Consider the following 26,052-nt stretch of genomic DNA (forward strand, 5'->3'; position numbering starts at 1 on the left):
CTGAAAGATAAAATCGCCCGGGAGCTGGCCGTCATCGTGCGCCAGCTCATGCAGACGTTCAGCGACCCGATGACCGCGCGTACACTGCTCCAGTCGCAGCAGAACTCCGACGAGGCACTCAGCATCAAACGCGACGCCGACCCGACATTTGATTTTTGTGGCTATCTGGAGGCACTGCCCGAGCCTGACGGTATGTACATGGGGAATGCGAATATCATCCCGCGACAGCCGCGTCTGTACCTGTATCACGCCTATCTGGTCTACATGGAGGCGCACGGCTACAAAAACACCCTCAGCCTGACCATGTTCGGCAAAGGGCTGTCATCGATGCTGAAAGAGTACGGGCTGAATTACGCCAGGCGGCGAACAAATCAGGGGATGCAGACGAATCTTGCGCTCAGGGAGGAAAGCAACGCCGACTGGCTGCCCCGGTGCGATGAAACCACCGCGACATAACCTACCCGGACCGGCATCAGCCGGTCTTTTTTTACCTGAAATCCCGGAAAGTGAACAGTAAAGTGTTCACTGTTCACGGACTGTTCACTGCATATGATATTGAAATTAAAGACAAATAATGGCGAGTGAACAGTGTGAACAGTTTTCCGTAAAAAAAGTTTTTTTCGTAGTTTGAGGTTGTGCGAAAAATGAGCACATCCGCTCATGTGTATAGCGATGTGTATATTATTGATGTGTTATATATTTTTAAAGCAATAAAAACATGATGTTACGCGTGTTTTTTGACTCCTGTGATCTTCCGCCAAAATTCTTATCTTGTTTGTTTACTAACATATTTTGTCCTATATAATCTCATCTTATATACTATTGAATATAAAGAAGTTTTCGTTTATATATTTACGTTATTATGTCAATAAATTTGATAGGACTATAATTTATGGCTTTCTCACAGTTAACTATTAGACAAATAATTCAAAAAGTAAGCGAAGGTGAAATCAGAATCCCTGCATTCCAAAGAGATTTTGTATGGGAACCTGATCGAGTCCAATTTCTCATGGATAGCATATATAAAGGATATCCGATAGGTACAGTATTATTCTGGCGAAGCAGGGAAAAACTATCTTTTGACCGTGATCTTGGTCCTTTTACACTTCCAGAACCTAAGAAACAATATCCAATTGATTATGTTCTTGACGGACAACAAAGGATTACATCGATATTCTCAACATTTCAAACAGAATTACTGAAGAACAAAAGTAAAAACTGGGTGCCTATATATTTTGATCTTGATGCTCCAGAAAATGCTCAAGATTCACAATTTATTGCAACAGATGACGAATGCGTTCCAGAAAACTATATCCCCCTAAATATAATTTTTGACGTAGTGGAATATGGGAAATATTCAAGAAAACTTACGAATGAAGAGCATATAAAAAAATTAGATGAACTTCAAACCAAATTTAAAGAAGCAAGTATACCTGTCGAAACAGTAGAAACAGAAGAACATTCAAAGATTGCTATAATATTTGAAAGAATAAATCGCAATGGTATTCCACTAAATACATATCAACTTCTTTCTGCTTGGACTTGGAGTAGTGAATTCGATCTTAGAGCCAAATTTGAAGAACTTTCAAATAAACTTGATGATGTTGAGTATGGTGATCCAGGAGATGAGGAAGATTTATTAATTAAATGCTGTGCCGCGGCGATGAAAGAAGATAGTTCATCCCACGCTATTGTTGAGTTAAAAGGTGATGAGGTTAGGAATAATTTTCTTTCTTTCCAAAATGGTCTCTTAGGTGCGATTGACTTCTTAAGACGAGACTGTGGAGTAGTATCCTTAAAAGTACTGCCATATAAATCGATGCTCATCCCATTAACACGTTTTTTTATGACTAACAATGCTGCTGGATTTCATCCAAACGCAACTCAACGGCACTTATTAAAAAAATGGTTCTGGCATACTTGTTTTTCTCGAAAATATTCAAATAGCGTGGATTCTGCTGTTTCGCAAGATATTTCTGCAATGGTTGAATTACGCAAAGATAAATATGAAAAAATAGAACGTAAGAAATTTGAAGTTACTGATGAATTTTTCCTCGAGAATGCTTTCTCAGTTACCTCTGTTAATACAAAAACATTCATATTGTTATTAGCAAAAAAGAGACCTAAATCCTTTTTATCGGGTGCTGATGTAGATCTTGATGATGTGCTTACCTCATGCAATAAAACTGAGTTTCATCATATATTCCCCGACAATTATCTTAAAACAAAATGTGGGATTGATGAAAGAATCAAGAGGTTCTGTCTTGCTAATTTCGCTTTTCTTTCTCAGAAAGATAACCGTTCAATTAAAGATAAATCTCCAATTGATTATCAAAACCAAATTCAAAAACTTCTGAAAGACAGCATCTTTCAGCATTCCCTTATCCCTACGAATGGTTTAGAAATGAATTATTCTGATTTTCTTAAAGCAAGGGTTCAGCTATTGAAAGAAACCGCTAACAGTTTAATAGACGGAACATTTACAAATTAATAATACGGATAAAGCCACAAGAGAAATATTTTTGTGGCTTCATTTAATGCTTGATTGATTTCAATCTTATCCGACAAGCTTCTTTAACCCACTTACTAAAATTCCCTTTACCTGCAGCCTTCTCGATCTGTTCCAACAGCTCATCCTCAAAACGGATGTTCTTCATGGTGCTGTTAGTGCGGTCAAAATTTGGTTTCTTTTTTTCTTGCATGGTAGGTACCACTTAGGTTAGTTTACACACATGTGGTACCTACCACATGGAGTCTAAAATTAAGCAACGCCCAACAGTGCTGTCACACCAAAGGGCGTCTAACCTCACCAACTATCAAGGAGTTGATTATGGCTGATTCGCATTCTACCCCAGACACCGACCAATCCGGAACTGAGCGTTCGCTAATTGTGGGATATCGCCCGAATGTTTTCGACAAATCCACGCCAAAAATTATTCTTTCCGGCAAGTGGCTACGCGAAGCGGGATTTGATACCGGCCAACAGATTACCGTAAAAGTAATGAACGGTTGTATCGTCCTGATGGTCTATGGCGAGCAGGAACAACGGTTGCAGGATGAGTTGAAAGAGGCACATCAGAAGTTAAAAAGAATTGAGAGCACGCTTGCGACTCTCCAGTGAAGCAAGACTGAACCTGTAAGCGTTACTTACAGGTTCAGTTGGTGCCGGATGGCGCTAACGCTTATCCGGCCTACGCTATCAAATGAATCACCGAATAGAGCCATCGGGATAAAGGTACATCCCCCCCCTTCCAGATAAACAGGCTCACCGTCACTTATCTTCAAATCATCGTATAGCGATTGCATTTCATTATCTTCTGGCTCTGACTCTGACTCTGACTCTGACTCTAGACGATAATAGGTATCTACATCATATTTCTCATTGCGTAAATCATCATCATTATAGATACCTAAATGTTTCTTTAGCCCTACAATAGTAAATATCCATTTCAGACCATCTTTAATATAATATGCACCGCCATAAGCATTCTCATCTGGAAATTCCTCATATCCCAGGCGTAGCGCGTGTACACGTGCATGTTTTCCTGTTGTTAGACTATTCATATACACTCATTTTAATTGTCTCATACCATACACTGAACGTCATATTCAAAACACTCTCCTGATAGCCTATGCCACAAGGTATAAATGACATCACAGTGAAACACGCATTATAATGTCAATTAAATTGACAGGCACAATACCATCTCAGCTTAAATGATATGTGTATTTTTATTTATAAATAATTGCAACAATGGACGACTAATGAAAAACGTATTTATGGCGATGATTATCGCTCTCGTCACTATCACCGCATCATCCACTGTTTTCGCATGCCCGAAAGGAGAACACCCGCACGGCGGTACTGGCTCACACCATAAGGGCGGCTGGTGCTCATATGATCAGTAAAATTGCCATTCCTGTCTTGTTATTGCTCTGTTTTTCAACACCTGTGCTGGCAAAATCGACATTGAATATCGACGGCAACTCGCTATATCACGGCTATCAGTTGTATGAGAAAGGTTTTGATTATTTGAACGTTCGGGATGAACAGACAGCAGTGATGTATATGTCTTTTGTTGCCGGTGTAGCGGGGACACTGTCAAAAGAAAAAATCATCTGTAATGAGAGCATAACCATTGGGCAGGAAGCTGATATTGTTGGTAATTACCTCCAGACCCATCCAAAAGAACGAACAAAATACAGTCCTTCTGAGTTGGCCATGATCGCTTTAGGCAAAGAACTTGCTTGTAGCAAAAATAGTAATAGCTAGCGCTGCACTTTGCTTGTGTTGCCGGATGGCGCTAACGCTTATCCGGCCTACGATTCCCAGAAAAAAGAAAGCCGCCGATCGGTGAATCAGCGGCTTTTCCATTACTCACTTACATTAGAAATTATATTTCACGCCCAACATACCGCGGGTATCGCTGTAGCCTTTGTCGCCGACTTGTTGGGCCACGTTGCTCCACACGTTGAGTCGCGGAGTGATTTGACCTTCAACGCCGACTTTCAGCTCGCCGATGTTTTTGGTGCCGCGCATGTCGTTGCTCACATCGTCCATCTTCACGCTGGTCGTCTGCGTGTTGTGGATCCAGTTGGCTTCAACAAACGGCTGGAACTCGCGAGATTTACCGTCGTCGATGGCGTTGTGACCATTAATAAAGGCTTTCACACCCAGACGGGTCATCAGGTTGCCATCGGTGTTGTCCTTCACGCGGGTACCGTTCGCTTCGCGGTGACTGTCGGCCTGCACGTCCATCCATACCACCTGCGCTTTCGGTTGCAGCCAGTAGCTGTTGCGTTCGCTTTCACCCAGTTTGAAGCTGTAACCGGCTTCAAACGAAGCGGTTATCCCGCTGGATTTGTATTTCTCTGCTGCCTGCTCCTGGCCCATCACTTTGTTATCAAACCAGTTGTACAGCGCCCAGGTATCCACGTAGGTGCCGGTCTTGTCGGCGTCATTGGCATACCATGTGCCATACAGCCCCACGCTGTAACCGGTGACCTGACCACGTGAATGGTAGCCGGTCAGGCTGGACTGCGTGCGGTTCTGGCTGTTGGCATAACCTGCCATCGCGCCAAGGTGCCAGCGGTCAAGACCGTCGCTACTCCACTGCGCCAGGTCGCCGCCTAGCTGCATTACATAGCTGTTGCTTTGGGTTTTCAACTGCCCGCTACCGTCTTTGAAGCGGGTATGCGCCCCAACGTTACGCATCCACAGGCTGGTAACTTTCTTCTCGCCTGTCAGCATATCGACGTACTGCGTTTCACCCAGACGATCGTGCAGTCGGGTCATAAACAGCGTGTTAGCCGCATAGTTGTTCGCCAGATAACTGCCTGCTTCCGGACGGTATTGCTGCTCAGTGACAGGAGGCGCAACAGGTTCTTCCGGCTCAGGGATAATCGGGTCTACAGGATCGACCGGGTCTGGATCAATAGGGTCAACCGGGTCCGGATCAACAGGGTCCGGGTCATGCGGATCGACGGGGTCCGGGTCTTCCGGATCCGGCGGAGCAGGAATAAAGCTGGTCAGATACCAGTTACTGCCTTTCTGCACCACGTTATAGTCGTACGCACCGGCAACAATACGGCCCGCTTTCTCAAAAGTACCGTCAGAATTACCGGCCACTTCGATGATCTCAATACCTTCAATGGTCTGCGCCCCGGTTCCGCCAATGTTATTCACCGCCACAAACGCATTACCCGCGGTGTTGCCGAGCACTTTCAGCTTGTCGGTTTCGGAGGTATCGTCATTCAGGACAGTATTGAAAACCAGTTTGCCGCCGTTCCCGGTAAAATCTTCATTGATGGTAAGCGTCTGCCACGGTTCGCCGTCAGCATGCCCAAAGTTCACCACTGACCCGCCGTTCAGCGTCAGGTCGGTGAGCGTTGAACTGTTAGTCATGTTCCAGGTCGCGTCGCTCATTTGCAGCGAGATAACGCCCGTCCCGGCAGTGGCGCTGGTGATGTATGACGCCCCGCTCCACAACGAGTTGTCGGTCATGTTGAGCTTAATGGTACTGTTTTGCTGCGGCAGGCTGCTGGTTGCAGCAGTCGCGCCAGCGGCATGAAGATCGCCGTCGATAAGAAAACGCCCGCCAGTAGAACCGTCTACGATGCCGCCCGTTTCGGTGCTGATGGCATAACTTTCGTTGCTGTGATCGCCCGCCATGGTAATGGCGGCACCGCCTGCCAGATTTATCGCCCCGCGTGAAGTCGCATACAGGCCGCGTGGCGCTTTGCTGTATGACGCCGCTTTCGCCGAACTGTTCACGTTGATCGTTGCGTTTTCACCGAGATTCACGGTCGCGTTGGTGGAATAAACCGCATGAGCGCTGACGCCGTTGACCGTAATCGTCGCGTTGTTGCACAGTTCCGTTTTGGACGATGAGGCGGCATAAATCCCCGTTGAAGAAGCACCCGAAGTCTCAATGGTGGCGTCATTGCCAAGCAGTATCGAGGAACCGTTCTGCCCGGTGCGAAGACCCTCTGAACTGTCACCTGTCGTCACAATGTGTGCCCGGTCGCCAACGACAATTGTATTTTTGGCCTGCGTGGCGTCTTTCATCGCGTTTGCTGTGATACCACGTCCCTGGGAACCGGTGGTCTGAATATACAGATCGTCACCGACGTAAATGCTGGCCGAGCCCTTCCAACCTTGGCTATAGGAGTTGTAACCGGCGTTAATACCGTCACCATCCTGACCGTCCACATAAATACTGGTGCGATCTCCGGTGATGATAAAGACCGGGTTATCCGGCGTATTGGCCCCGTGCGTGCGGATACCGTCAACATCTTTACCATTATTGGCGGCATTCTTCGACTGCGTGCGAATCGTCAGGTCATCCCCAAAAATAACGCCCGGACTACCCGTTGTACTGTTCTGAATAACGGTAACAGAGTGCTCAAAAGCTTCAGCGCCAGGTCCATTAATCGTTAATCCATTGCCATAAACGGGAATCGTGCCCGCACTCCATTGATAAACATAATTCGGCATGGCGCTGGTTTTAGCGAAACTGGCATTTGCCTGCGCTGGAATTATTGCCTGCAATTCCGGGGGCAGACTGCTAACCAGTCCGGTGGAGGGTAGACTATCAACGTCAACCCATGCCGCTTGAGCTGAAAATACCATAGAGGTTAATGCGGCTGAAACCGCTATGGCAATACGAGAATAAGATTTGGGATTTGGCATATTAGCCTCCTGCTTTCAGGCGTAGAGCGTCCACCACATCGCAAGGATGTGAAATAATAAAATTCAAAAAAACGTTATAAAATATTCGACAATATTTGATGAATACTATGGCCTAACTTATCTTCAAGCCTGAGCTTGTAGACATATATTTTCTTAATATCGATATTATCTATTTTGGTAATTTGCTGAATACTTTTCCCTGACACAAAACGCTTCAGTAATATCATTTCAGTATAGTTAAGTGAGCGTCCACGTTTGCTGTTAGCGAGATGACCCGTAAAGAGTCGCCTAATTTTCTGATGTTGAACTTCGTCATCATCATCAGAATATATAATCCCTTGTATTTTATTGCTTTTGGACAGCCAGTAGTTGGCTAACGGCGCCAGGTTCCTGTCTGCTATCAACACAATATGCATACCGCTGTAGGCAAGCCGGTCAACCCATTGCGGGTCGGCAAACAGGCGCAGATTCGGGAAAGAAAAGTCCACAAAAATAAACCCACGCGACAAATGGTTTTGATTATTAAGCAGAAGCTTTTCAATAATTCCTTTTTGCAGAAAACCATTCCCCTCAGGCCAGATCGCAAATGCGGCACGGTGGCAGTAACTGGCGCGAACCGCAGTATCCGGAAATAATTGACAGGATAATTCACAGCTTATGCAACGAACAGTCTGTGACGGTGATCTCTTCATCAAAAATGACTCCTGTTATTTTTCCATAAATATTTCATTGGTAAATAAATGTGTCAATCCAACACGTAGTACGTTCCTTGTCAGTTAATAACAGTGGCGCGAATAAAATGTAATAAACTCCTGATGCACTAATATGTATGGTCTGTGAGTAATACGATTGCGCTAAGCTTATTTACGCTTTATCTCAGAATAACAACCTATGCATTAGGAATTTTATGCATAAATTCAGATTCCAGGATAAACAGTAAAAAAGCACTATTTGCTAAAAAATAACCTGCGTAAAAGTTACTTACTAATTACGTAATTCTGATAACTCAATCACCCTTGTCATGTTGTGGACAAATATAAAGATAATTCAGATAAAACTGTAATGAATTCTCATTATTTAACCTTAGTTAATTCTCACCTAAGAAATAAGATTACTAACGCATTGTATTTAAAGAGATTTTAACGAATTAGTGAAATTCTTATCTTCGTTCATGAACAAAGAGTGAGGCGCATTTTCGATTTGGATGTAAAATTTAAAGGATGCGTTAGCACACGCTGTGATTCGTTTTGGTTACTGAGGGCTGGGCAATTGTACCTTATCAATCAGTTGGTCGAATTTAATCCTGATAGCAAAAGTCTGGTCAATCGTCAGACCGGGCGAGCAATTCAGCTCCAGCTCCCTGCCTCGCTCTGTTTTCTCTATTTAATTACTCACGCAAGTGACATTGTTTCCCAGAACACGTTGATGACAATTGGTTGGGGTGAAAGAAATAATGTGACCACCACCAACACATTTTACCAGGCTATTCTGACGCTACGAAACGCGCTGGCGGACGTGGGGTTGCCTCGTGATACGGTGAAAACTATTTCCCGACGAGGGCTCAGATTAAATGAGAATACGCAAGTAGAGACAATAACGCTTCAACTGAGAGAAGTTTCCCCGCCGCCGGTTATTGAAGAAATCCCCCCCGCAAAGATAATTCCTTCGACACCACAACAAACGACGCAGATACCCTGGTTTGAGGTTTTATTTAGCGCCAGTGTCGTGATTGCCACGTTGATCATCTGGCTGGTGTGGTATCAAACGCGCCCTGTTATGCCGTTTAGTAAATTTGTCCAGGCTTCCATGCAGACGCCATCGCGGCAAAATTGCAAAATCTATTACTCACCAAATGAACACGACCAGCAAGGCTATTTCAATCTGATGCAGTTACATCCCTATCTCTGTGAAAACAACAAGCACGTGTTTCTTACCGGTTACAGCAAAGCGGAAAGGATCGTGGCATTTGTCTGTGATAAAGATGCACGGGTGGATGCTAACGCATTTTGTACTACTCATTATTACTGGATGCGCGGGCAATGAAAAAAACACGCCACCTTATAGTGCTCGTGGCCGGGCTGGTTACTGTGCTCGGTTCAGGCGGATGGTTATGGCATTCACGCTATGCCGACAAACCGCTGAATTGCATCGGTAACATGGAATGGAATATTGGCAGCAACCGCTTTACGGGTACGTTATCGTTTCGGATGTACAACAGTGAAGGCCTGGCCACTATTACCGGCAAACTGTACGGGCGTAATACCTCAGACATTAGCAGGAACATCTATTTTAACTACACCCAAAAGCGCGATGCCCGAGTGCTACAGGCGATGCAGGTCGTCAAAACCTTCGCTGACACCGCTGATGAAGCGGATATTAACGACACATTACCTGGATTTTACCGCCAAAGCGGACGAAGCCTGAGCCTGGTCATGGAGGAGTATAAAGGTGCATGGATTTTTGCCAGCTCCAATGTGCCCTCGCTGTATTGCCGCAAAAGGTAGCGTCATATCCGGAAACAAAAAGTACGGCCCCTCAATGAAATTCACATTTGTCATCATTGACTTACGCGACATGGGTCACTGAATCCACACATAACCCATTGCTATTCTTCATCGCGAATCAGGAAACATCCTGAATATCATAATATCCGTTGCGTAATAATTAAGCGAAATGGGCGTTATATTTTGCCCAGAAGACTTCAACCTACGGATGGATATTTGGAGAAGACGTGGGCAGGGGCGTTTATCTCTCTCGCGAGCAATGTCTGAGCGTTCAGGCGTTATCGCATTTCAGGAAACGGTGTGTTTCCTGTGTATTTTTGGCGTACATATGAGGGATACGTAATGTTTACTTTTAAAAAGTGCCTGATTGCACTTTCTATAAATTTGGCCGTTGTTTCATCAGGTTTTGCTTGTACGACCCTGCTGGTCGGCAACGAAGCATCAGCGGACGGCTCCATGCTGGTCGCCCGTAGCGCAGACAGCGATGCCCTGAAAGCACAGCATTTTGTCATTCATCCGGCAAAGCAAAATCAGACCGGGGTATACAGCACCAAAGCACATAATGGTGCGAATGATTTTACCTGGCCACTGCCGAAAAACTCTCTGCGTTATACCACTGTCCCAAACTGGAAAACCCAACTGCACGGCGCGACCGGATTTAACGAGCTGGGTGTCGGCGTGAGCGGTACAGAATCCATTTTTGCCTCACCGAAAGCACTGGCCGCCGACCCGTACGTTGAGGATAAAGGGATCACCGAAGACGATATCCCGGATATTCTGCTGTCACAAAGTAAAACCGCACGTGAAGCTGTGGCGCTGTTGGGCCATATCGTTGAGACCGTCGGCGCAGGCGAAGGTTTTGGCGTTGCCGTCGTCGACGATAACGAGATCTGGTACCTGGAAACCGGTAGCGGCCACCAGTGGATGGCGCAGCGTCTGCCGAATAACCAGTATTTTGCCACCGGTAATCAGGGCCGCTTACAGGATTACGATCCTAAAAGTCCGGACATGATGGCGTCAAAAAACCTGATTCAATTTGCGACTGAAAAAGGGCTGTACGATCCGGCGAAAGACGGTAAATTCAACTTCTCCAAAGCCTATACCCGTGATGACGAGCGTGACCGCACGTATAACGACCCTCGCGTATGGACCATCCAGAAAGAGTTCAATCCTTCCGTAAATCAGGATATGGCCAAAGGGCGCGAATTCCCGGTCTTCATGACGCCAGAGAAGAAAATGACGCTGGACGATGTGAAAGCCGTGTTGCGTAGTCACTATGAAGGGACCAGCCATGACCCGTACACCAACGGTCTGAACGGCAAAGAGCCATGGCGTCCGGTCAGCGTTTTCCGTACCTATGAAGCGCACGTTATGCAGGTCCGTCCGTGGTTGCCAAAAGAGATTGGTGAAACGACCTACATTGGCCTGGGCATGGCTGACCTCACCGCCTTCGTTCCGTACTACAGCGGTCTGAAAGCGTATCCGGCTAACTACTCGATGGGTACCGATAAAGCGGACGATCAGTCTATCTACTGGAAATATCGTAAATTACAAACGCTGACGATGACCGATTATCCGAAGCTCGCGCCAATCGTCAAAAAAGCCTACAAAGCGTGGGAAGACAAAGTGGCGAAGGAGCAAAAAGAGGTCGAAGCAGAGTATCTGAAGATGGCGAAAACCGATAAACCCGCCGCGGATAAGATGCTGAATGACTTCAACCTGCGCATCATGGCCGACGCCGAGAAGCTGACGGAAGATCTGACTAATCAGCTCTTTACCATCCGAACTAAAGACATTCAGTCTGATATTTTCTTTGCGAATGCAACGAAAAAAGACTGAGTAACGACGCGATAGTATTCTGGCGTAAAGCGCTTATTAGCTTTGCGCCAGCATTTCACACCGCGCCTTCACCGCCTCGTGCAGAAGGCGTACCGCGGTTGAAAGCTGCTTCCGATGCGGGCAAATCATATTCAGCGGGACTTTCTCTCCCTGATAATCCGGCATCAGCAGTTGTAATCGACCGTCACGCACATCCTCGCTGACATCCAGCCACGACTTGTACGCCACACCTTCTCCGGCAATCGCCAGGCGCCGGATCACTTCCGCATCGTCACTCATAATGGTGCCGTTAACCTGCACACTGCTGACCTCGCCGTTGCGCGTAAACGTCCAGCGATCGTGCAGGCGGCCGCGTAATACGAAAGTCATGGCGTTGAGCTGTGTTAAATCATCCAGTTTTTGCGGCGCGCCGTTTTGCTCAACCCATTCCGGTGATGCCACCAGCACGCGTCGGTTACCCGCTGCAACGGGCAGCGCAATGTAAGACGCGTCTTCGGTGTTGCCATAGCGAAACGCAACATCGACGGGGTCTTTAAAGACATCCGTTACCTGGTCGGAGAAAAATATCCGCAGGCGCAGCGCGGGATAGCGGCGTCGAAACGACTGAAAGACCGGCAGCAGCAGGTTACGACCGAGATCGGAAGGCACGGCGATTTGCAGCGTGCCTGACACTTCATCTTCCGGGGTCTGAATTTTTTGCAGCCCGGCATGCATTACGTCCAGCATCTGGCGAGCATAGGGTAGCCAGACCTCGCCCTCCGGCGTCAGGCGCAGGCTGCGCGTAGAGCGGGCGAACAAGCGGATAGCCAACGTAGACTCCAGACGCTTGATAGCAGAACTGACCTGAGCAGGCTGAACGCCGACTTCGCGCGCGGCATCGCTAAAACTATTCAGCGCCGCGGCGCGGACAAACAACGTGAGATCTTCAAGCCGGAACATTTTCACTCCCCGAGTATAAGTCCTGTCGCCATAGGGCTATTTTTCCCGTTCTGTTACCGGTTTACCATCGAATTATTCAACTGATTCCTGTGACCGGAGAGAATATGAAAGCCATCGCCATTACCAGCGCCGCGACCGACGGCAATAACATTGAATTTTTACAAGAGATTGACCTGCCCATGCCTGTTGCTACCGGGCACGATCTGCTGGTTGAAGTGAAAGCCATTTCCGTCAACCCCGTTGATACCAAGGTCCGCGAAGGTTTTAACGCTGATGTGCCGCGTGTGCTGGGCTGGGATGCCGTTGGCGTGGTGAAGTCCGTGGGCGAAGCCGTCACCCTGTTCGCACCCGGCGATGAAGTCTGGTACGCCGGAGCGCTCGGCCGCGCTGGCAGTAACAGTGAATTTCAGCTGGTTGATGAACGTATTACCGCGCTGAAGCCAAAAACACTGGATAATGCTTCTGCTGCGGCGCTGCCACTGACCGCTATCACCGCCTGGGAAATGCTGTTCGACCGTCTGGGCGTTGAGGAAAATGGCAATGAAGATGATGTGTTATTGATTGTTGGCGCGGCTGGCGGCGTCGGTTCTATTCTGACACAACTGGCCAGTAAGCTGACCAAAATGACCGTCATCGGTACCGCATCGCGTCCGCAGAGCCAGAAATGGGTACGTGAAGCGGGCGCTCATCATGTGATTGACCACAGCAAGCCGTTGACGGAAGAGCTGGCACGGATAGGCATTAAAGAGGTGACGCACGTTGCCAGCCTGAACAATACCGAGCAGCACTATTCGCAAATTATTGCCGCACTGGCGCCGCAGGGCAAACTGGCGCTGATTGACGATCCGCAAACTCTCGATGCGCGCCCGCTGAAGGCCAAAAGCATTTCGCTGCACTGGGAGTTTATGTTTACCCGTTCGATGTTTACCACCCACGACATCATTGCGCAGCATCAGTTACTGACCCGCGTGGCGCAGCTGATCGACGACAGCACCCTCCGTACCACGCTGGGCGAACATTTTGGCGCGATTACCGCGGCAAATCTGCAAAAAGCCCACACGCAAATTGAAACCGGTCGCTCGGTCGGCAAGATTGTGCTGGAGGGGTTTTAACATGTCTGATTCTGACGTGATTTCAATTATTGCGGTACTGAAAGCCAAACCGGGGAAAATCGACGCACTGAAACAGGCGCTACAAGCTCTGCTGCTACCCACGCGTCGGGAGACGGGCAATATTGAATATGCCCTGTTCCAGTTACGCGACACGCCGGATGTGTTCTACGTGCGCGAATCCTGGCGCGGTCAGGCCGGTCTGGATGAGCACATCGCTCTGCCACATTTCCAGGCGTTCATTCTACAAATGAACGATCTGCTAGCCGAACCGCTACGGCTGGATTATCTGACGCCGATTGAGCCTTAATGTCTCGACGCTCCCCCGCAGCTATGCGGGGGATTTACATCAGCCATTACGTCCGGCCATAACACCGCCATCCACATCCCAGATAGCGCCAGTTACCCATTGCGCTTTGTCTGACAACAGGAAGGCGACGGATTCAGCCACATCACGCGGCGTACCAACCCGACCAATCGGATGGAAGCTGTCAAAGCTACTCATCACACCTTGTACGTCTTCTTTCGGGATAAATCCTTCGTAGATAGGTGTATGCACGACTGCTGGCGAAACGGCATTGACGCGGATCCCATTCGCCCCCAGCTCGATGGCCAGATTTTTAGTTAATGCATGCAGGCCCGCTTTTGCCATTGAGTACGCTGAAGAAGGTGTTGCGCCAATTGCCTGTTGCGCCCACATCGAACCAATATTCACAATGGCACCCTGGATGTTAGCCGCCACCATATTACGCACGACATCGCGGGTGATAAAAAACGTCGCGCGGTTGAGGCTCATGTACAGTTCATAATCCTCAACTTCATGATCAGTGAAAGGTTTTGGGAAGAAAACCCCAGCTGCATTTACTAACAGGTTGATGTCTTTGTGCTCAGCATTCACCGTTGCCATCACCTGCTTAACGCCCGCTTCTGACATCAGATCCGCCACAATGACAGAGACGTCACCCAGCTCCGCCAACGCCTGACGGGCCCGTTCCGCTTTCTCGGCACGATTGCCAACCAGCACCACTCGACCACCACCCTGGAGGATCAGTTTTGCGGTTTCAAATCCGATACCACTGGTACCGCCCACCACTAACAGTTTTTTGCCGACAAATAATGTGTTCATCGCTAGCCTCGTTTCAAGTATTCGTTAATGCGCTAACAATGCCACTCCCCTGAGGCGCTGACGAATGAGAAGAAATAGCGAACCGAGAAAGAAAATCTATCTCGATGGCATATACTGAAGATATTCACAAAACGGGAAATGACCTGATGCGCTCGCTTAATCGGCTTAAATGGTTACACGCTTTTGAGGCCACAGCCCGCCACGGCAGTTTTACTGGTGCGGCGCAGGAACTGGGGGTCACTCCGGCTGCCGTTGGGCAACTGGTTCGTGCGCTGGAAGACTGGGTTGGCCACCCGCTGCTGCATCGAACCCGTTCAGGCAAAGAGCGTCTCACGCTGGTCAGCGAAGCACAGGACGCGTTGCGCGAGATAACCCAAGGACTGGATAGCCTGGAATCTGGGCTGAACAAGTTACGCGGCCGGCGAGCGCGCTCGGTGGTGATTATCACAGCCTCTCAGGTACTGGTGATGAACTGGCTGATGAGCCGCCTCAATCGTTTCTCACAAGCGCATGAAAACATAGAATTACGCTTGAACGTGACGGAAAAGCTGATGGATGTTGCTCATGGCGAAGCGGATCTGGGCGTACGTTGCGGTAAAGGCGACTGGCCTGGGGTAAATAAAACCTGGCTGATGGATGAAGAAGCGGTTCTGGTTTGTAGCCCACGTATTGTGCCAGTAGATAAAATATCCTGTGGAGAATGGTTGGCCGCACAGAAGCTTATCCATGATGACACTCCCCACCCCGGCGCCAATTTCCCGGGCTGGAATGATGTCCTGACCGCCACCCAGGCACCTGCCGTTCGCGACAGTGGATTGCACATCAACTCTACCTCTGCAGTGATTCTGGCGGCGCTCAGCGGTCAAGGTGTCGCCATTGTGCGTAGAGCATTGGTGCAGCAGCTACTGACAGACGGACAACTGGTTCAGCTTCATCCCAACACCCGCTGGCCTCTGGCGTGGTCTTACTACATTGTTACGCCACAGCACGCGGTAATGCGCCCGGAGGTAAAAGTCTTTAATGACTGGCTGATTGCGGATGTGCTGGCAGAAATCGCAACCATCTCTGCTATGATGCCTGCACACAAATAAAACAAAACAACATGCCGAGGGAAAGATGAGTTCCACCAGAAGAGGGATGATGAACGTCCTGATTGCCGCCGTATTGTGGGGAAGTTCAGGCGTTTGCGCGCAATACATCATGGAGCAAAGCCAGATGTCGTCGCAGTTTCTGACCATGACGCGCCTGATTTTCGCCGGGCTCATTCTGCTGATGCTCTCTTTCGTTCACGGCGACAAAGTGTTCTCCATTATCAAAAACCGCAAAGACGCCATCAGCCTGCTGATTTTTTCCGTGGTTGGGGCGCTCACCGTACAGCTAACTTTTCTGCTGACTATTGAAAAATCCAACGCCGCTACCGCGACGGTGCTGCAATTTTTGTCACCGACCATAATCGTGGCGTGGTTTTCCGTGGTGCGCAAAGCACGACCGGGGATTTTAGTGCTGACTGCGATCTTCACATCGCTTATCGGCACCTTCTTGCTGGTCACCCACGGTAACCCGACGTCGCTGTCTATCTCACCTGCCGCGCTGTTCTGGGGAATTGCCTCGGCGTTTGCCGCCGCGTTCTACACCACCTACCCCTCAACGCTTATCGCGCGCTACGGCACGCTGCCAGTTGTCGGCTGGAGTATGTTAATCGGCGGCATGATCCTGCTGCCGTTTTATGCCGGACAGGGCACTAATTTCGTGGTGAATGGCAGTTTGATTCTGGCGTTTTTCTATCTGGTGGTCATCGGCACGTCGCTGACGTTTAGCCTGTACCTGAAAGGCGCGCAGATGATTGGCGGACCGAAAGCGAGCATTTTAAGCTGCGCGGAACCGTTGAGCAGCGCATTGCTGTCCCTGCTGCTGTTAGGTATTACCTTCACCCTGCCAGACTGGCTGGGCACGCTTTTGATCCTCTCTTCGGTAATACTTATCTCAATGGACTCACGTCGCCGCGCCAGAGCGGTTTAACACCAACCGGCGCGGCAAAAGGTCATGATTACCAGCCCGGAACCGCGCCACCGTTAAAGATAGTTTCTGCCGCCTTCGCCACTTCCGGTGACTGATAAGATTGCAGGAATTCTTTCACATTCTCGGCATCTTTATTGTCTTCTCGCGCCACCAGAATGTTCACGTACGGTGAGTTTTTGTCTTCAATAAATACGCTGTCATGTACCGGGGAAAGCCCGGTTTGCTGGATGTAGGTGGTACTGATAATCGCCACATCCACTTTCTGATCGTCCAGCACACGCGGCAACTGCGCACCTTCCAGTTCCATAATTTTCAGATGCCGCGGATTATCAGTGATATCCAACGCTGTTGGCAGCAGGCCGGTATCCGCTTTCAGCGTAATTAACTTCTCTTTTTGCAGCAGCAACAGTGCCCGGCCCAGGTTGGTTGGATCGTTAGGTATCGCAATCGTTGCACCGTCTTTTAGTTCAGCGACAGTTTTGATTTTCTTCGAATAACCAGCCATCGGGAACACAAAGGTATTGCCCACCGCAACCAGCTTATAGTCGTGTGCTTTATTATCTTGTTCAAGGAACGGGCGATGCTGGAAGACGTTGGCATCCAGCTCACCATGATTGGTGGCATCGTTGGGCAACAGAGAACCGCTAAAACCCACCAGTTCCACCTCCAGACCATATTTTTCTTTAGCGACTTTCTTCGCGACCTCCGCTACATCCTGCTCAGCACCGTTAATTACACCCACTTTTATATGCTTTGCATCGCTGCTCTGTTGATCGCATCCTGCCAGCAATAATCCCGCCAGTAATACCGCCGCCCCGGCCCCGAAATAAGGTATCTTCAGCTTCACGTTTTATCCTTTCGCAATAACCGCCTGATGAGTAATGAAATGACTATAGCGGGAAGGCCGCTGCGGTTTAAAAAACGAAAAAGCATCAGCAAGAAGAAAAAAGCATAAAGCAGACATATGGACAAAAATGTCCGGTAGCGCTTACGCTGACCGGGCTGGTGACATGAGGTTATCTGTAGGCCGGATAAGCGAAGTGCCATCCGGCGATAGCAACATCACACCAGGGTTTTAACTATCTCCATCAACCTGACGACGTCTGCAGGCCGGGTATTACCGGTCTGTGGGTCGATAATCGAGCTGTAAACATGCGGCATGACGCGCGGTACTCCCGCCTCCAGACAGGATTGCAGGATAACGCCGAAGTTATCGAGATCGATACCGCCGGTCGGTTCAATCAGCGTCATGCCGTTTCTCGCCGCTGTCGTCGCCAGTGCATATAGCTCAGGCAGCGACTGTTCACCGCCCATTGGGAAGAACTTCGCCGCATGGGCTCCTGAATCCAACATCATACGGACCGCTGCCTCGCAGGAAACGCGGGCTGGCGTGCCCTGGCTGCTGCTGACGCCGGTCGAGATCAACACGTCCCCCGGCGTGCCAGTGGGACTGACTAACGCGTTGATATGGGTCTGTTCACCGCCCGTTGCCGCCAAGGCGCCTGCCGCAAACCCGCAACCGGTAAAGGTCTGGTTGACGTGTGCTGGATGTACCTGTGAGGCAATCATCGCCGCTTTGTAATACTGCGCCGGGTCACCGGCCCCCAACCCCACAGAAATCGACGGCACGTCGTTCATCCAACGTTTTACTTCCAGAATACCTTCCTCAACCGAGGAAAACTGCGCCGAAAGAATGCCAATCACCGCGTGGCCTTCGGCAGCATCATAGATTTCCCGCGCATTGGCGATATCCTTCGCCAGCACGTTAATAGCCACTTTATTACGATAAAAATTAATGTGCTGCATGTTCTGCAATCTCCTTTAATCGGGCCACGATCAGCGCCATTTCCCCTTCTGCGACCGTACGCGGGTCAAGGCTAAAGACGCCCTGATGAAGGTTGTAACGGCGAGCGTAGATCGCGATATCGCCCTCACGCAGGTGCGCTTCTACAGCGTAAGCATCCATTCCCAGCACCTGCACATTCACCCCAATACGAATCCGCCAGATAGCGCGTCCGGCCTCATCCTGCTCGATATCCGCATCCAGTCCGCGAATCTCTGAAATCGCCTGCGCCACGGGGCGGAGCTCTTCGGCAGTGACTACGGTTTGTCCCTGATGGTAGTTTTCCAGGGCATACACCAACCCAACCATATTCTCTTTGCCGATTTTCATCGCCCGGGCAATCCCGTGGTGCTGCGCTTTACACGCGGCAATCCACTGTTTCTTCCCGGTGATAAATCCGGAGGTCGGCGCGTTAAAAGCTTTTGCCCCGCTGTAGACCACCATATCCGCCCCGCTCGCCACCCATGCGTGTAAATCCTCCTCGGCGGCAGCATCGACAATCAGCGGCAGGTTGTGAACCTGCGCGATCTGCACAAAATCCGCAATGCTCAACATCCCCTTCTGCACGCAGTGGTGCGATTTCACGTACAGCAGCGCGGCGGTGTTATCGGTAATCGCGCTCTCAAGCTGCCAGCGGGCCGCCAGATTACTTGAGCCAACCTCCACCACCCTCCCGCCGCCCAAACGGATGGCGCTGGTGATAGGCGCACCGTAGTCAACGTTATGCCCGCGCAGCATGACCACTTCATTGGCCATACCTGCGCTGTCCGGCATCAGCGAGACTCGCGCCTGGTCACCACGGGTAATGGCGGCGGCAACAGCGATAGCAATGCCCGCCGATGCACAGGAGGTGACATAGCTGTCTTCAGCCCCGGTGTAGCGGGAAACCAGTTCTCCAGTTCTGTCCACCAGCCGATCAATTTCAACAAAGGCTGAAGCAGCCCGCGCGGTGGCCTGCATTACTTCCGGCGCTACGCTGGAAACCCCCAGAATCGTCATCTTGCCGCAGGCGTTAATGACCTGTTTTAGCCCCAATTGTTGGTAGATATTCTGTGTCATGGCTTACAGCACTCCCAGCAGCGAACAGACCACGCTGAGCGCGACAATCGACAGTAAAATCGTGGTGTAACGCGGCCCTTTCTTCACCAGATAGAAATAGATGGCGAACACCGCCGCCAGCGGCAACAGGCCGGGGGCAATAGAGTCGAGGATTTGCTGGACCACCACTTCAGAGCCTTTCAGGGCGCTAAGTTTTAACGGCGTGGTGATCTTGACGTAGCTTGCAGAAAGCGCGCCCATCATGATCAAACCCAGCACGTTAGCGCCGTAGATAAGTTCCTTTATTCGCCCTCCCTGCAGCAGCCCAATTATCGAGTCACGCCCCAGCGTATAGCCTTTGTGAACCATGCCATAGCTGATTGCCAGCGTAATAGCAGGATAGAGAATTAACGGTACAATTCCGCCCATCGCGCTGCCATTCGCCGCAAACGGGATGAATATAGCAATTAACAGCGGCATCACGGCGGCCCAGATGATGGAGTCCCCCATCCCGGCCAGTGGTCCCATCAACCCGGTTTTAATCCCGGTAATTGAGGCGTCGCTGATCGGCTCGCCGCGGGTTTTCTGTTCCTCCATCGCAATGGAGATCCCCTGAATCACCGCCCCGAACGTCTGCTCCGAGTTAAAGAAGTTCAAATGGCGTTTCAGCGCTTCAACCTGCTCCTCTTTTTGCGGGTAGAGTTTTTTGATGATCGGCGTCATTGAGGCGCAGAAAATAAGGCTTTGCAAACGTTCATAGGAGCTGGAAACTTCCGCGCCTAGCCAGTAGATAAACCAGGCTTTGGTGATGTCTGCTTTGGTCAACGTGCCGCTTTCACGCGCGCGCTCCACCAGTTCATGCTGCATTACATCGCTGCTCATCATGCTGCTCCTTCATTTTTCGCCAGACCTTTAATGAGGAAGGCCACACAGGTACCAAAGATTGCCATCGCCATGATGTCTACCTTCAGGTACAGCACCGCAAAGAAACCGCCGATAAACCATGGCAGCAGGCTCTTTTTACCGATCACCATAATGGTGATGGCGAAGCCCAGCGCTGGCAGAATGCCGCCCATAATTTCAAAGGAGTGCGTCAGCCAATGCGGCATCAGCTTAAGGAAGCTTTCCACAACGTCCTGACCAAAATAGTTGGCGGCGAAGACCACCGGGAAACGCAGTACCAGTCCGAGCAACGCCGGGTAGAGGAACGCACAGCGCATAATGCCCGCCATGTTTGCCGTTTCCGCATGCTTGTCGGCCATATGTACCCACGCCGCGTTTAGCGTGCGGCGCAACTGGTCGAGGAACACGCCGATAACGCCAAACGGGATCGCCAGTGCGATAGCCAGGTTCGGGTCCATTCCGGCCTTCACGGCGATAGGAATTGAAATGCAGGCAGCCAGCGCCGGATCCGACGGGACGTTGCCGCCTGGCGTGGAGGTCACGCCGAGATAAACCAGCTGCATACCTGCACCGATGATCATCGCCGTTTCCATGTTGCCTAACAGCAGACCAACGAATACGGCAATCACCACTGGCTGTAGCAGCATGGCGGAGAAGGTGTAGCCAAGGCGTAATCGGGCAAACCAGTAATACAACCCCATCAGGCTTGCGAAGACTAAAGTATCCATAATTAAGTACCCTGTTATCAAAGAATTAGAATTTTTTCAGGATATCGTCCAGCGACTGCGGCTTATCTTCCGGGATAGTCTGGAAGAACACCTGAATCCCACGATTTTTCAGGTCGCTCAGAATGCCGACGTCTTTTTCATCCAGCGTAATGTTCTGGAATACCGCTTTGCGGTTTGGCCCACCTCCCAGCCCACCGACCTGAATGGTGGTGACATCAAAACCCAACTGGACCGCTTCCTGAACCGCCGCCAGAGAGGGGAAAAGCACCAGCACTTTGCCATCACCAAGCTGGTTTTCTTTCCAGGCAGCCGCAAAACTTTGGTTACCGAAACAATCCACTTTGATGTTCGGCGGCGCGGCCATCAGGTAGATGTTTTTCATAAACGGATCGGCATCCAGCTCATCGCTGACCACTGCAATCCGGTTTGCCTGAGATTGCCCAACCCATTTGGTCACCACTTGCCCATGAATCAGACGGCTATCGATACGACATAAAACGATGTTTGCCATGATGTTTATTCCTTATTGTGATTGTTGTAATTGACGTACGTGGGCAACAACGTCCAGGCAGCTACTACGCCCGGCCTCGACCAGATCGGCCACGCAGGTGGTCAGTTGGCCATGCTCGCGTTTGTCGAGCGCCTCCAGTAACAAAGAGGCGTTGAGCCCTGAAATCACTGCCACCGGGTAATCGGCGCTCAGCCGTGCCGCCACGTTAGACGTGGTGCCGCCAATAAAATCAGTCAGAATCAGTGAGCCTTCCGGCATAGTTTTCACTACGGCTTCGACGCGCTGATAAAATTCGCCGAGCGTATCAACGGGCATTAGCGCAATTTCCGTCACGCCTTTGATTTCGCCCATCACCATGCGCAGGCTGTTGCAAAGCTGTTGCCCCCAGCCGCCATGGGTCAGCAGCAGGATCTGGGGCAAGGATTCAGTGGTAGTCAAAATGGCCTCCTGGCTCGATTACATAGACATAGGTAAACAGAGCAAAGGCTGTGCCAGAATTTGTGTCACGCGGGGGAGTTATGGATGCCGACGGGGCGCAAAGCCCCGCAAGTCTTGGGATTAGCTATACAGCAGTTCGTAGATATAAAAATATTCCGCGTCCGATAAGCGAATGGCATAGGCCTCTTCGATCGGCAGGAAAGCAGATTTAATGACACTAAACGCACGAACATCCAGATCCGGCTTGTTCTCCAGCGCCATCTGTAACGGTTTGCGGTTAATCACGATACGCTCGACCATACAGCAGCAATGGATCAGGAAGCGCAGTGTCACCTGACGGCTCGGTTTGAGCGACAGCGCAGCGGTCAGATGATTCAGCACGCCTTCCATCTCTTTCAGAATACGCTGCGGGTTGAGCACCGAAATATGGTTAATGATGCTCTCCATAGTCAACGCGCTGATAAAGCGCATCGCGCTACGCTCCATCTCCAGTCGGCGTTCGCTGCTGGAGAGATCTGGCGTCAGCAGGCTGAGCACCAGCTCAGGGCCTTGCTCAGAGAACAACTCCTCGAGCGAGATAAACGGAATATCCGGCAGTCCTGGCTGGAAAGTACCCACTATGCCCGCCAGACGTTCACTGGCGTTAATCGCCTGCTGAACACGCTCCAGGCTGCGAACTTCGTTGTAATCGAGGATCACCATCCGCGTATCCTGCGACATCAACTCACCGAAGCTCTCTTCCAGCACCTTTTTGATTTTTTCTGCTGTTCCCATCCCTGTAATGCAAGAAATGACCAGCACTTTACCGCTGTTTTCCTGCTGTGGCGTACAGAGCTGACAGGGAATATTTTTGCTCTGCATCAACGCCGCCAGCTGCGGCAAGTCGCTGGTTTCGTAGCTTAAATCCAACCCTATTTCCAGCAGACTGGTGAGCGTGATGTTGGGCATCAGCAGAACGTCTATCTGGAATAATTTGCTGATCGTACTGCCAAAATGGACCAGCGAGCCAATATCCACCATCAGGATCAATCGGCGATACTGCCGGGTCTGGATCATCTGTGTCAGGGCTTCCAGCGTGTCATGCACCGACTGCTCGAAAGGCATATCGATAGCGCTGAACACCTCGCGCTCCAGCACGCGATTCACGTACTGCGCCTGGCTTGTGGCGGTCGTCGCGCCGTGGGCAATCAAAATCACCCCGCAGTCAGGACTGGCGTCAATCCGTTGGCGGTAATGGCGACACTCTTTGAGGAACAGGCACAGCCAGACCACCTCCGTCGCCGGACACTGAATATGCAGCAGTTCATTGATTTTTCGGCATAACAGCGTGGCGTTTTCGTATTCATCTTTGCAGCGATCGAGGATCAGGCTGGAAGAATAAAGTTGCGGAATAAGGCCGCGCTGCACGTAGCCAATCAGCGCCAGAAAGTGTTTGCGCAGCGGGTTAACCAGATTTTCCGGCAGCGTAAAACCAAGCACCTGCTCAACGCAGCCGATCAGCAGCGTAACTCGCTCTTCAATCTGATCGCCATAGCGCGGGGGATGCGCCACACTATCGCGGCTGTAGAGACCATATTCAAAAATCGAGCTGAGTTTGTTTTTGAGGATTGCCAGCGTTTCAGCAGGTGGTACGTTACTGTTACGCAGGTTGATATATTCCCGGGTCAGGAAGCTGTAAAAGAGATCGCTCTCTTCAATTTCGGCCCCGGTGGCCAGCGAATTTTTCAGTGCCGGCAACGTGCGGGCATCGATGCTCAGGTGCTCTTTGCCTTCGAACAGCGCCCCAACCAGCAGACGTTGTTCCGGTGTGGCATTAAAGGGGATCTCGGTCAGACGTTTATCCAGCTGTAGCGTATCGCTGTGCTCCGTCATTCCCGAGGCCCAGGCCTGGGCGCAGAGAAACTGAATATCGCTCTTGAGCTGACCAATATTGCCTTCCAGCGGCTTGTTCAGCAGCCAGAGCAGCAGGGTACGGTCGATGCTTATCGTACGCTCGATTTTGCGGCTCTCACGCTGTAAGAAACCAACGATCAGCTCAACCTGCTCTTCCACCGAACGCTGGCGAATGCCGGGGAGATCGATACATACCTGAATACGTCGCTGGAAAGTGCGCAGCAACGCCGAACTTACCGGTTCGGTGGTCGCACATATCAGGCGAACCGAGATTGAACGCGCCACGGCGCTGGAACCCAGCGGCCGGTATTCACCTTTGTCGAGAATAGAGAACAGCTTTTCCTGACCTTCATACGGCAGACGATGCACTTCATCGAGCAGGAGATAGCCGCCATCAGCCTGTTCGACCAGACCGGGTTTATTCTCGTTTGCACCGGTAAACGCTCCCTGTCGATGACCAAACAGGTGCGATGAGAGCAGCTCCGGGTTATGCGCGTATTCCGCGCAGTTGAAATAGACCAGCGGTGGAGGTGTTCCCGGTGCACGTTCGCAGGCGAAACGGTGCATCAGTTCGGCAAAAAAGGTTTTACCCACGCCGGAGGGACCGGTCAGCAGAACATGTAGCCCGTGGGGATACAGCACCGCCGCGCGGCCTTTTTCCACCGCATCGCGCAGGCTGCGATCGTAACCAATCAGGCTGGAAAAGGGATCGTCTGTCGCCTGGTTTTCCTGAACAGGCAACAGGTCGGAAACGGTTTGCACTTCACGCTCGGACTCATCTAATTTACGCCCCAGCAGCGCTTCAATCGCCTGACGATGCAGAAAGAATACCGGGCGCCCGCGGCTTTTAATCGCCAGGCCGTCGTTCCAGAGCTGATTGAGATCTTTACTGACCGAGTTGCGCGCCAGCCCGAGGTTGAAGCCGATGGCCTCCGCCGTGAACGCCGTTTCCTGCGCCAGATGGGCAAGATTCAGTCCTCGCGTCAGCCGTTCCAGCTCTCCCAGTATTATCTCAATCCGTCTCATCTCTTTACCGCTTAAGAAATAAATGATTGTTCAGAACATACACTATTCTGCTGCGCAAGAAAGTGAGGCGGCATCCAGACCTTCCGGTCATCAAAACGTTTTCGACAAATAATGGCGCGCGGAACCGGTTTCCGGGAAGTTATCGAGGGTCATTTGCAGCTGATAACCGTTTTTCTGATAAAACGGCAGCGCCTGGAAACTCATGGTATCCACCAGCGCATGCAGGCATCCTCTCTCACGCGCCGTCTGTTCTGCGGCCTGCATCAATTTTGTGCCGTAACCACCTTTACGCAGCGAGTCATGCATCCACAGAAAATCAATGCACAGCCATTCGCCTTTGATTTTGCCGATCAGCCCACCCAGAATGTCATTGCGCTCATCGCGCCAGTACACCGCCAGGTCGCCAAAATTGGTGGTTCTCAGAAACTGCCGGTTGTAAGCGCGCAATCCGGCAAGCAGGGCATCTTGATCGTCTTCGGTAATCGTATCTGTAATCTGTATTTGCATCCTATCCTCCTGAAATAACTACAACTTCTGGCTGATTTATTTTTAGACATTAACACAGGGTGATGAGTGAGTCGTATGCCGTCTACACTTACTCTTGAGATGATGCGCATAGACAACAAGGATTATTATCATGAAACGAGTCATTTTTCCGATTATTGCCGTCCTTTTCACGCTACCCGGTCTGGCACATGCCGACTCGGCTTATGGCAGTCTGCAGGCTGTACACGAAAAGAATACCGTTATGAAGGATTTACGTAAGATTTGCACCCCGCAAGGGTCGCCATCTGATGAGGTGTGGGAAAAAACGATTATGGCTGATACGCGTAATCAGCAGCACATCCGCGAAGCCATTCTGGCAATTCAAAGAAACAATCAAAACAACTACTGGGAAGCGCTTGGCAAAGTTGAATGCCCGGATTTATAGGCGTGAAGCGAAA

The 26,052-nt window shown here is 50.3% G+C and carries 26 protein-coding genes and 1 pseudogene; 12 read left to right on the forward strand and 15 right to left on the reverse strand.

Annotation, left to right across the window (positions count from 1 at the left end):
- Both OGX96_RS02930 and OGX96_RS02935 read left to right on the forward strand, forming a co-directional pair.
- On the forward strand, positions 1-456 hold a 456-nt coding region (locus tag OGX96_RS02930; RefSeq protein ID WP_044317097.1), incomplete at its 5' end, for a winged helix-turn-helix domain-containing protein.
- A 436-nt stretch (positions 457-892) separates the two neighbouring features.
- A complete protein-coding gene (locus OGX96_RS02935; RefSeq protein ID WP_286582217.1) occupies positions 893-2,491 on the forward strand; it encodes a GmrSD restriction endonuclease domain-containing protein in 1,599 nt (532 codons plus the stop codon).
- Positions 2,492-2,534: 43 nt separating this feature from the next.
- On the opposite strand, the gene OGX96_RS02940 is transcribed toward OGX96_RS02935, so the two are convergent.
- Positions 2,535-2,702, reverse strand: coding sequence for a YlcI/YnfO family protein (locus tag OGX96_RS02940; protein ID WP_074170600.1), 168 nt, complete (start codon positions 2,700-2,702; stop codon positions 2,535-2,537).
- Between the two features lie 128 nt (positions 2,703-2,830).
- Between OGX96_RS02940 and OGX96_RS02945 the strand changes: the two genes are divergently transcribed.
- The gene (locus OGX96_RS02945) at positions 2,831-3,121 is read left to right on the forward strand and encodes a SymE family type I addiction module toxin (protein WP_198802988.1); all 291 of its coding nucleotides are present in this window, start codon (positions 2,831-2,833) and stop codon (positions 3,119-3,121) included.
- 87 nt (positions 3,122-3,208) lie between these two features.
- Here the strand turns inward: OGX96_RS02945 and OGX96_RS02950 are convergent.
- Positions 3,209-3,564, reverse strand: a pseudogene (locus tag OGX96_RS02950) (hypothetical protein).
- 334 nt (positions 3,565-3,898) lie between these two features.
- Here OGX96_RS02950 and OGX96_RS02955 point away from each other — a divergent pair.
- Positions 3,899-4,273 carry a Rap1a/Tai family immunity protein gene (locus OGX96_RS02955; protein ID WP_057066445.1) on the forward strand — a complete coding sequence of 125 codons (375 nt, stop codon included), beginning with the start codon at positions 3,899-3,901 and terminating at the stop codon, positions 4,271-4,273.
- Between the two features lie 114 nt (positions 4,274-4,387).
- On the opposite strand, the gene misL is transcribed toward OGX96_RS02955, so the two are convergent.
- On the reverse strand, positions 4,388-7,192 hold the full coding sequence (misL, locus tag OGX96_RS02960) for an intestinal colonization autotransporter adhesin MisL (RefSeq protein ID WP_286582222.1): 2,805 nt from the start codon (positions 7,190-7,192) through the stop codon (positions 4,388-4,390).
- A gap of 74 nt (positions 7,193-7,266) precedes the next feature.
- Positions 7,267-7,884 carry a helix-turn-helix transcriptional regulator gene (locus OGX96_RS02965; RefSeq protein WP_032945410.1) on the reverse strand — a complete coding sequence of 206 codons (618 nt, stop codon included), beginning with the start codon at positions 7,882-7,884 and terminating at the stop codon, positions 7,267-7,269.
- 577 nt (positions 7,885-8,461) lie between these two features.
- On the opposite strand from OGX96_RS02965, the gene OGX96_RS02970 reads away from it, so the two are divergent.
- The 3 genes from OGX96_RS02970 (at position 8,462) to OGX96_RS02980 (ending at position 11,535) form a co-directional block, all read left to right on the forward strand.
- On the forward strand, positions 8,462-9,235 hold the full coding sequence (locus OGX96_RS02970) for a winged helix-turn-helix domain-containing protein (RefSeq protein WP_286582224.1): 774 nt from the start codon (positions 8,462-8,464) through the stop codon (positions 9,233-9,235).
- Positions 9,232-9,696 carry a YqeJ family protein gene (locus OGX96_RS02975; RefSeq protein WP_003827183.1) on the forward strand — a complete coding sequence of 155 codons (465 nt, stop codon included), beginning with the start codon at positions 9,232-9,234 and terminating at the stop codon, positions 9,694-9,696. Before OGX96_RS02970 ends, OGX96_RS02975 begins: the two co-directional genes overlap by 4 nt.
- 342 nt (positions 9,697-10,038) lie before the next feature.
- Positions 10,039-11,535, forward strand: a complete 1,497-nt coding sequence (locus OGX96_RS02980; protein ID WP_286582226.1) for a C69 family dipeptidase — start codon at positions 10,039-10,041, stop codon at positions 11,533-11,535.
- A 36-nt stretch (positions 11,536-11,571) separates the two neighbouring features.
- On the opposite strand, the gene OGX96_RS02985 is transcribed toward OGX96_RS02980, so the two are convergent.
- Positions 11,572-12,474 (reverse strand): LysR family transcriptional regulator, encoded by a 903-nt coding sequence (locus tag OGX96_RS02985; protein WP_020996048.1) that lies wholly within the window; start codon positions 12,472-12,474, stop codon positions 11,572-11,574.
- Positions 12,475-12,578: 104 nt separating this feature from the next.
- Between OGX96_RS02985 and OGX96_RS02990 the strand changes: the two genes are divergently transcribed.
- Positions 12,579-13,586, forward strand: a complete 1,008-nt coding sequence (locus tag OGX96_RS02990; RefSeq protein WP_128316843.1) for a zinc-binding alcohol dehydrogenase family protein — start codon at positions 12,579-12,581, stop codon at positions 13,584-13,586.
- A gap of 16 nt (positions 13,587-13,602) precedes the next feature.
- Positions 13,603-13,893 carry a putative quinol monooxygenase gene (locus OGX96_RS02995; protein ID WP_286582266.1) on the forward strand — a complete coding sequence of 97 codons (291 nt, stop codon included), beginning with the start codon at positions 13,603-13,605 and terminating at the stop codon, positions 13,891-13,893.
- A gap of 39 nt (positions 13,894-13,932) precedes the next feature.
- Here the strand turns inward: OGX96_RS02995 and OGX96_RS03000 are convergent, their stop codons facing one another.
- On the reverse strand, positions 13,933-14,709 hold the full coding sequence (locus OGX96_RS03000; RefSeq protein WP_048237032.1) for an SDR family NAD(P)-dependent oxidoreductase: 777 nt from the start codon (positions 14,707-14,709) through the stop codon (positions 13,933-13,935).
- Positions 14,710-14,855: 146 nt separating this feature from the next.
- On the opposite strand from OGX96_RS03000, the gene OGX96_RS03005 reads away from it, so the two are divergent.
- Positions 14,856-15,800 (forward strand): LysR substrate-binding domain-containing protein, encoded by a 945-nt coding sequence (locus OGX96_RS03005; RefSeq protein ID WP_008786506.1) that lies wholly within the window; start codon positions 14,856-14,858, stop codon positions 15,798-15,800.
- Between the two features lie 25 nt (positions 15,801-15,825).
- Complete coding sequence (locus tag OGX96_RS03010; protein ID WP_003827166.1) at positions 15,826-16,728, forward strand: carboxylate/amino acid/amine transporter; 903 nt, start codon at positions 15,826-15,828, stop codon at positions 16,726-16,728.
- Positions 16,729-16,756: 28 nt separating this feature from the next.
- Here OGX96_RS03010 and nlpA read toward each other — a convergent pair whose 3' ends face one another.
- From nlpA to OGX96_RS03055, 9 genes are all read right to left on the reverse strand, one after another.
- Positions 16,757-17,575, reverse strand: coding sequence for a lipoprotein NlpA (gene nlpA / locus OGX96_RS03015; RefSeq protein WP_008786507.1), 819 nt, complete (start codon positions 17,573-17,575; stop codon positions 16,757-16,759).
- A 215-nt stretch (positions 17,576-17,790) separates the two neighbouring features.
- Entirely contained in the window at positions 17,791-18,534 is a 744-nt protein-coding gene (gene dagF / locus OGX96_RS03020; RefSeq protein ID WP_286582229.1) for a 2-dehydro-3-deoxy-phosphogluconate aldolase, read from the reverse strand.
- Positions 18,521-19,630, reverse strand: a complete 1,110-nt coding sequence (dgaE, locus tag OGX96_RS03025; RefSeq protein WP_286582231.1) for a D-glucosaminate-6-phosphate ammonia lyase — start codon at positions 19,628-19,630, stop codon at positions 18,521-18,523. The genes dagF and dgaE overlap by 14 nt, the downstream gene beginning before the upstream one ends.
- A 3-nt stretch (positions 19,631-19,633) precedes the next feature.
- Entirely contained in the window at positions 19,634-20,494 is an 861-nt protein-coding gene (locus OGX96_RS03030) for a PTS system mannose/fructose/sorbose family transporter subunit IID (protein ID WP_005121522.1), read from the reverse strand.
- On the reverse strand, positions 20,491-21,240 hold the full coding sequence (locus OGX96_RS03035) for a PTS mannose/fructose/sorbose/N-acetylgalactosamine transporter subunit IIC (RefSeq protein WP_003023960.1): 750 nt from the start codon (positions 21,238-21,240) through the stop codon (positions 20,491-20,493). Before OGX96_RS03035 ends, OGX96_RS03030 begins: the two co-directional genes overlap by 4 nt.
- Positions 21,241-21,265: 25 nt before the next feature.
- Positions 21,266-21,751, reverse strand: coding sequence for a PTS sugar transporter subunit IIB (locus tag OGX96_RS03040; protein ID WP_003023959.1), 486 nt, complete (start codon positions 21,749-21,751; stop codon positions 21,266-21,268).
- Positions 21,752-21,763: 12 nt separating this feature from the next.
- A complete protein-coding gene (locus OGX96_RS03045; protein ID WP_048215255.1) occupies positions 21,764-22,189 on the reverse strand; it encodes a PTS sugar transporter subunit IIA in 426 nt (141 codons plus the stop codon).
- A gap of 120 nt (positions 22,190-22,309) precedes the next feature.
- Complete coding sequence (gene dagR, locus OGX96_RS03050) at positions 22,310-25,108, reverse strand: transcriptional regulator DagR (protein WP_198802975.1); 2,799 nt, start codon at positions 25,106-25,108, stop codon at positions 22,310-22,312.
- A gap of 90 nt (positions 25,109-25,198) precedes the next feature.
- Complete coding sequence (locus tag OGX96_RS03055; RefSeq protein ID WP_079934369.1) at positions 25,199-25,615, reverse strand: GNAT family N-acetyltransferase; 417 nt, start codon at positions 25,613-25,615, stop codon at positions 25,199-25,201.
- Positions 25,616-25,745: 130 nt separating this feature from the next.
- Here OGX96_RS03055 and OGX96_RS03060 point away from each other — a divergent pair, with 130 nt between their 5' ends.
- On the forward strand, positions 25,746-26,039 hold the full coding sequence (locus OGX96_RS03060; RefSeq protein ID WP_008786509.1) for a YicS family protein: 294 nt from the start codon (positions 25,746-25,748) through the stop codon (positions 26,037-26,039).
- The last annotated feature ends 13 nt before the right edge of the window (positions 26,040-26,052 follow it).

This window comes from Citrobacter sp. Cpo100 (assembly GCF_030332595.1).
GTDB lineage: Bacteria > Pseudomonadota > Gammaproteobacteria > Enterobacterales > Enterobacteriaceae > Citrobacter > Citrobacter portucalensis.

Coding starts and splice junctions, on each gene's coding strand:
- OGX96_RS02935 (WP_286582217.1), top strand. CDS start 893: ATGGCTTTCTCACAGTTAACTATTAGACAAATAATTCAAAAAGTAAGC.
- OGX96_RS02940 (WP_074170600.1), bottom strand. CDS start 2,702: ATGCAAGAAAAAAAGAAACCAAATTTTGACCGCACTAACAGCACCATG.
- OGX96_RS02945 (WP_198802988.1), top strand. CDS start 2,831: ATGGCTGATTCGCATTCTACCCCAGACACCGACCAATCCGGAACTGAG.
- OGX96_RS02955 (WP_057066445.1), top strand. CDS start 3,899: ATGATCAGTAAAATTGCCATTCCTGTCTTGTTATTGCTCTGTTTTTCA.
- misL (WP_286582222.1), bottom strand. CDS start 7,192: ATGCCAAATCCCAAATCTTATTCTCGTATTGCCATAGCGGTTTCAGCC.
- OGX96_RS02965 (WP_032945410.1), bottom strand. CDS start 7,884: ATGAAGAGATCACCGTCACAGACTGTTCGTTGCATAAGCTGTGAATTA.
- OGX96_RS02975 (WP_003827183.1), top strand. CDS start 9,232: ATGAAAAAAACACGCCACCTTATAGTGCTCGTGGCCGGGCTGGTTACT.
- OGX96_RS02980 (WP_286582226.1), top strand. CDS start 10,039: ATGTTTACTTTTAAAAAGTGCCTGATTGCACTTTCTATAAATTTGGCC.
- OGX96_RS02985 (WP_020996048.1), bottom strand. CDS start 12,474: ATGTTCCGGCTTGAAGATCTCACGTTGTTTGTCCGCGCCGCGGCGCTG.
- OGX96_RS02990 (WP_128316843.1), top strand. CDS start 12,579: ATGAAAGCCATCGCCATTACCAGCGCCGCGACCGACGGCAATAACATT.
- OGX96_RS03000 (WP_048237032.1), bottom strand. CDS start 14,709: ATGAACACATTATTTGTCGGCAAAAAACTGTTAGTGGTGGGCGGTACC.
- OGX96_RS03005 (WP_008786506.1), top strand. CDS start 14,856: ATGCGCTCGCTTAATCGGCTTAAATGGTTACACGCTTTTGAGGCCACA.
- OGX96_RS03010 (WP_003827166.1), top strand. CDS start 15,826: ATGAGTTCCACCAGAAGAGGGATGATGAACGTCCTGATTGCCGCCGTA.
- dagF (WP_286582229.1), bottom strand. CDS start 18,534: ATGCAGCACATTAATTTTTATCGTAATAAAGTGGCTATTAACGTGCTG.
- dgaE (WP_286582231.1), bottom strand. CDS start 19,630: ATGACACAGAATATCTACCAACAATTGGGGCTAAAACAGGTCATTAAC.
- OGX96_RS03030 (WP_005121522.1), bottom strand. CDS start 20,494: ATGATGAGCAGCGATGTAATGCAGCATGAACTGGTGGAGCGCGCGCGT.
- OGX96_RS03035 (WP_003023960.1), bottom strand. CDS start 21,240: ATGGATACTTTAGTCTTCGCAAGCCTGATGGGGTTGTATTACTGGTTT.
- OGX96_RS03040 (WP_003023959.1), bottom strand. CDS start 21,751: ATGGCAAACATCGTTTTATGTCGTATCGATAGCCGTCTGATTCATGGG.
- dagR (WP_198802975.1), bottom strand. CDS start 25,108: ATGAGACGGATTGAGATAATACTGGGAGAGCTGGAACGGCTGACGCGA.
- OGX96_RS03055 (WP_079934369.1), bottom strand. CDS start 25,615: ATGCAAATACAGATTACAGATACGATTACCGAAGACGATCAAGATGCC.
- OGX96_RS03060 (WP_008786509.1), top strand. CDS start 25,746: ATGAAACGAGTCATTTTTCCGATTATTGCCGTCCTTTTCACGCTACCC.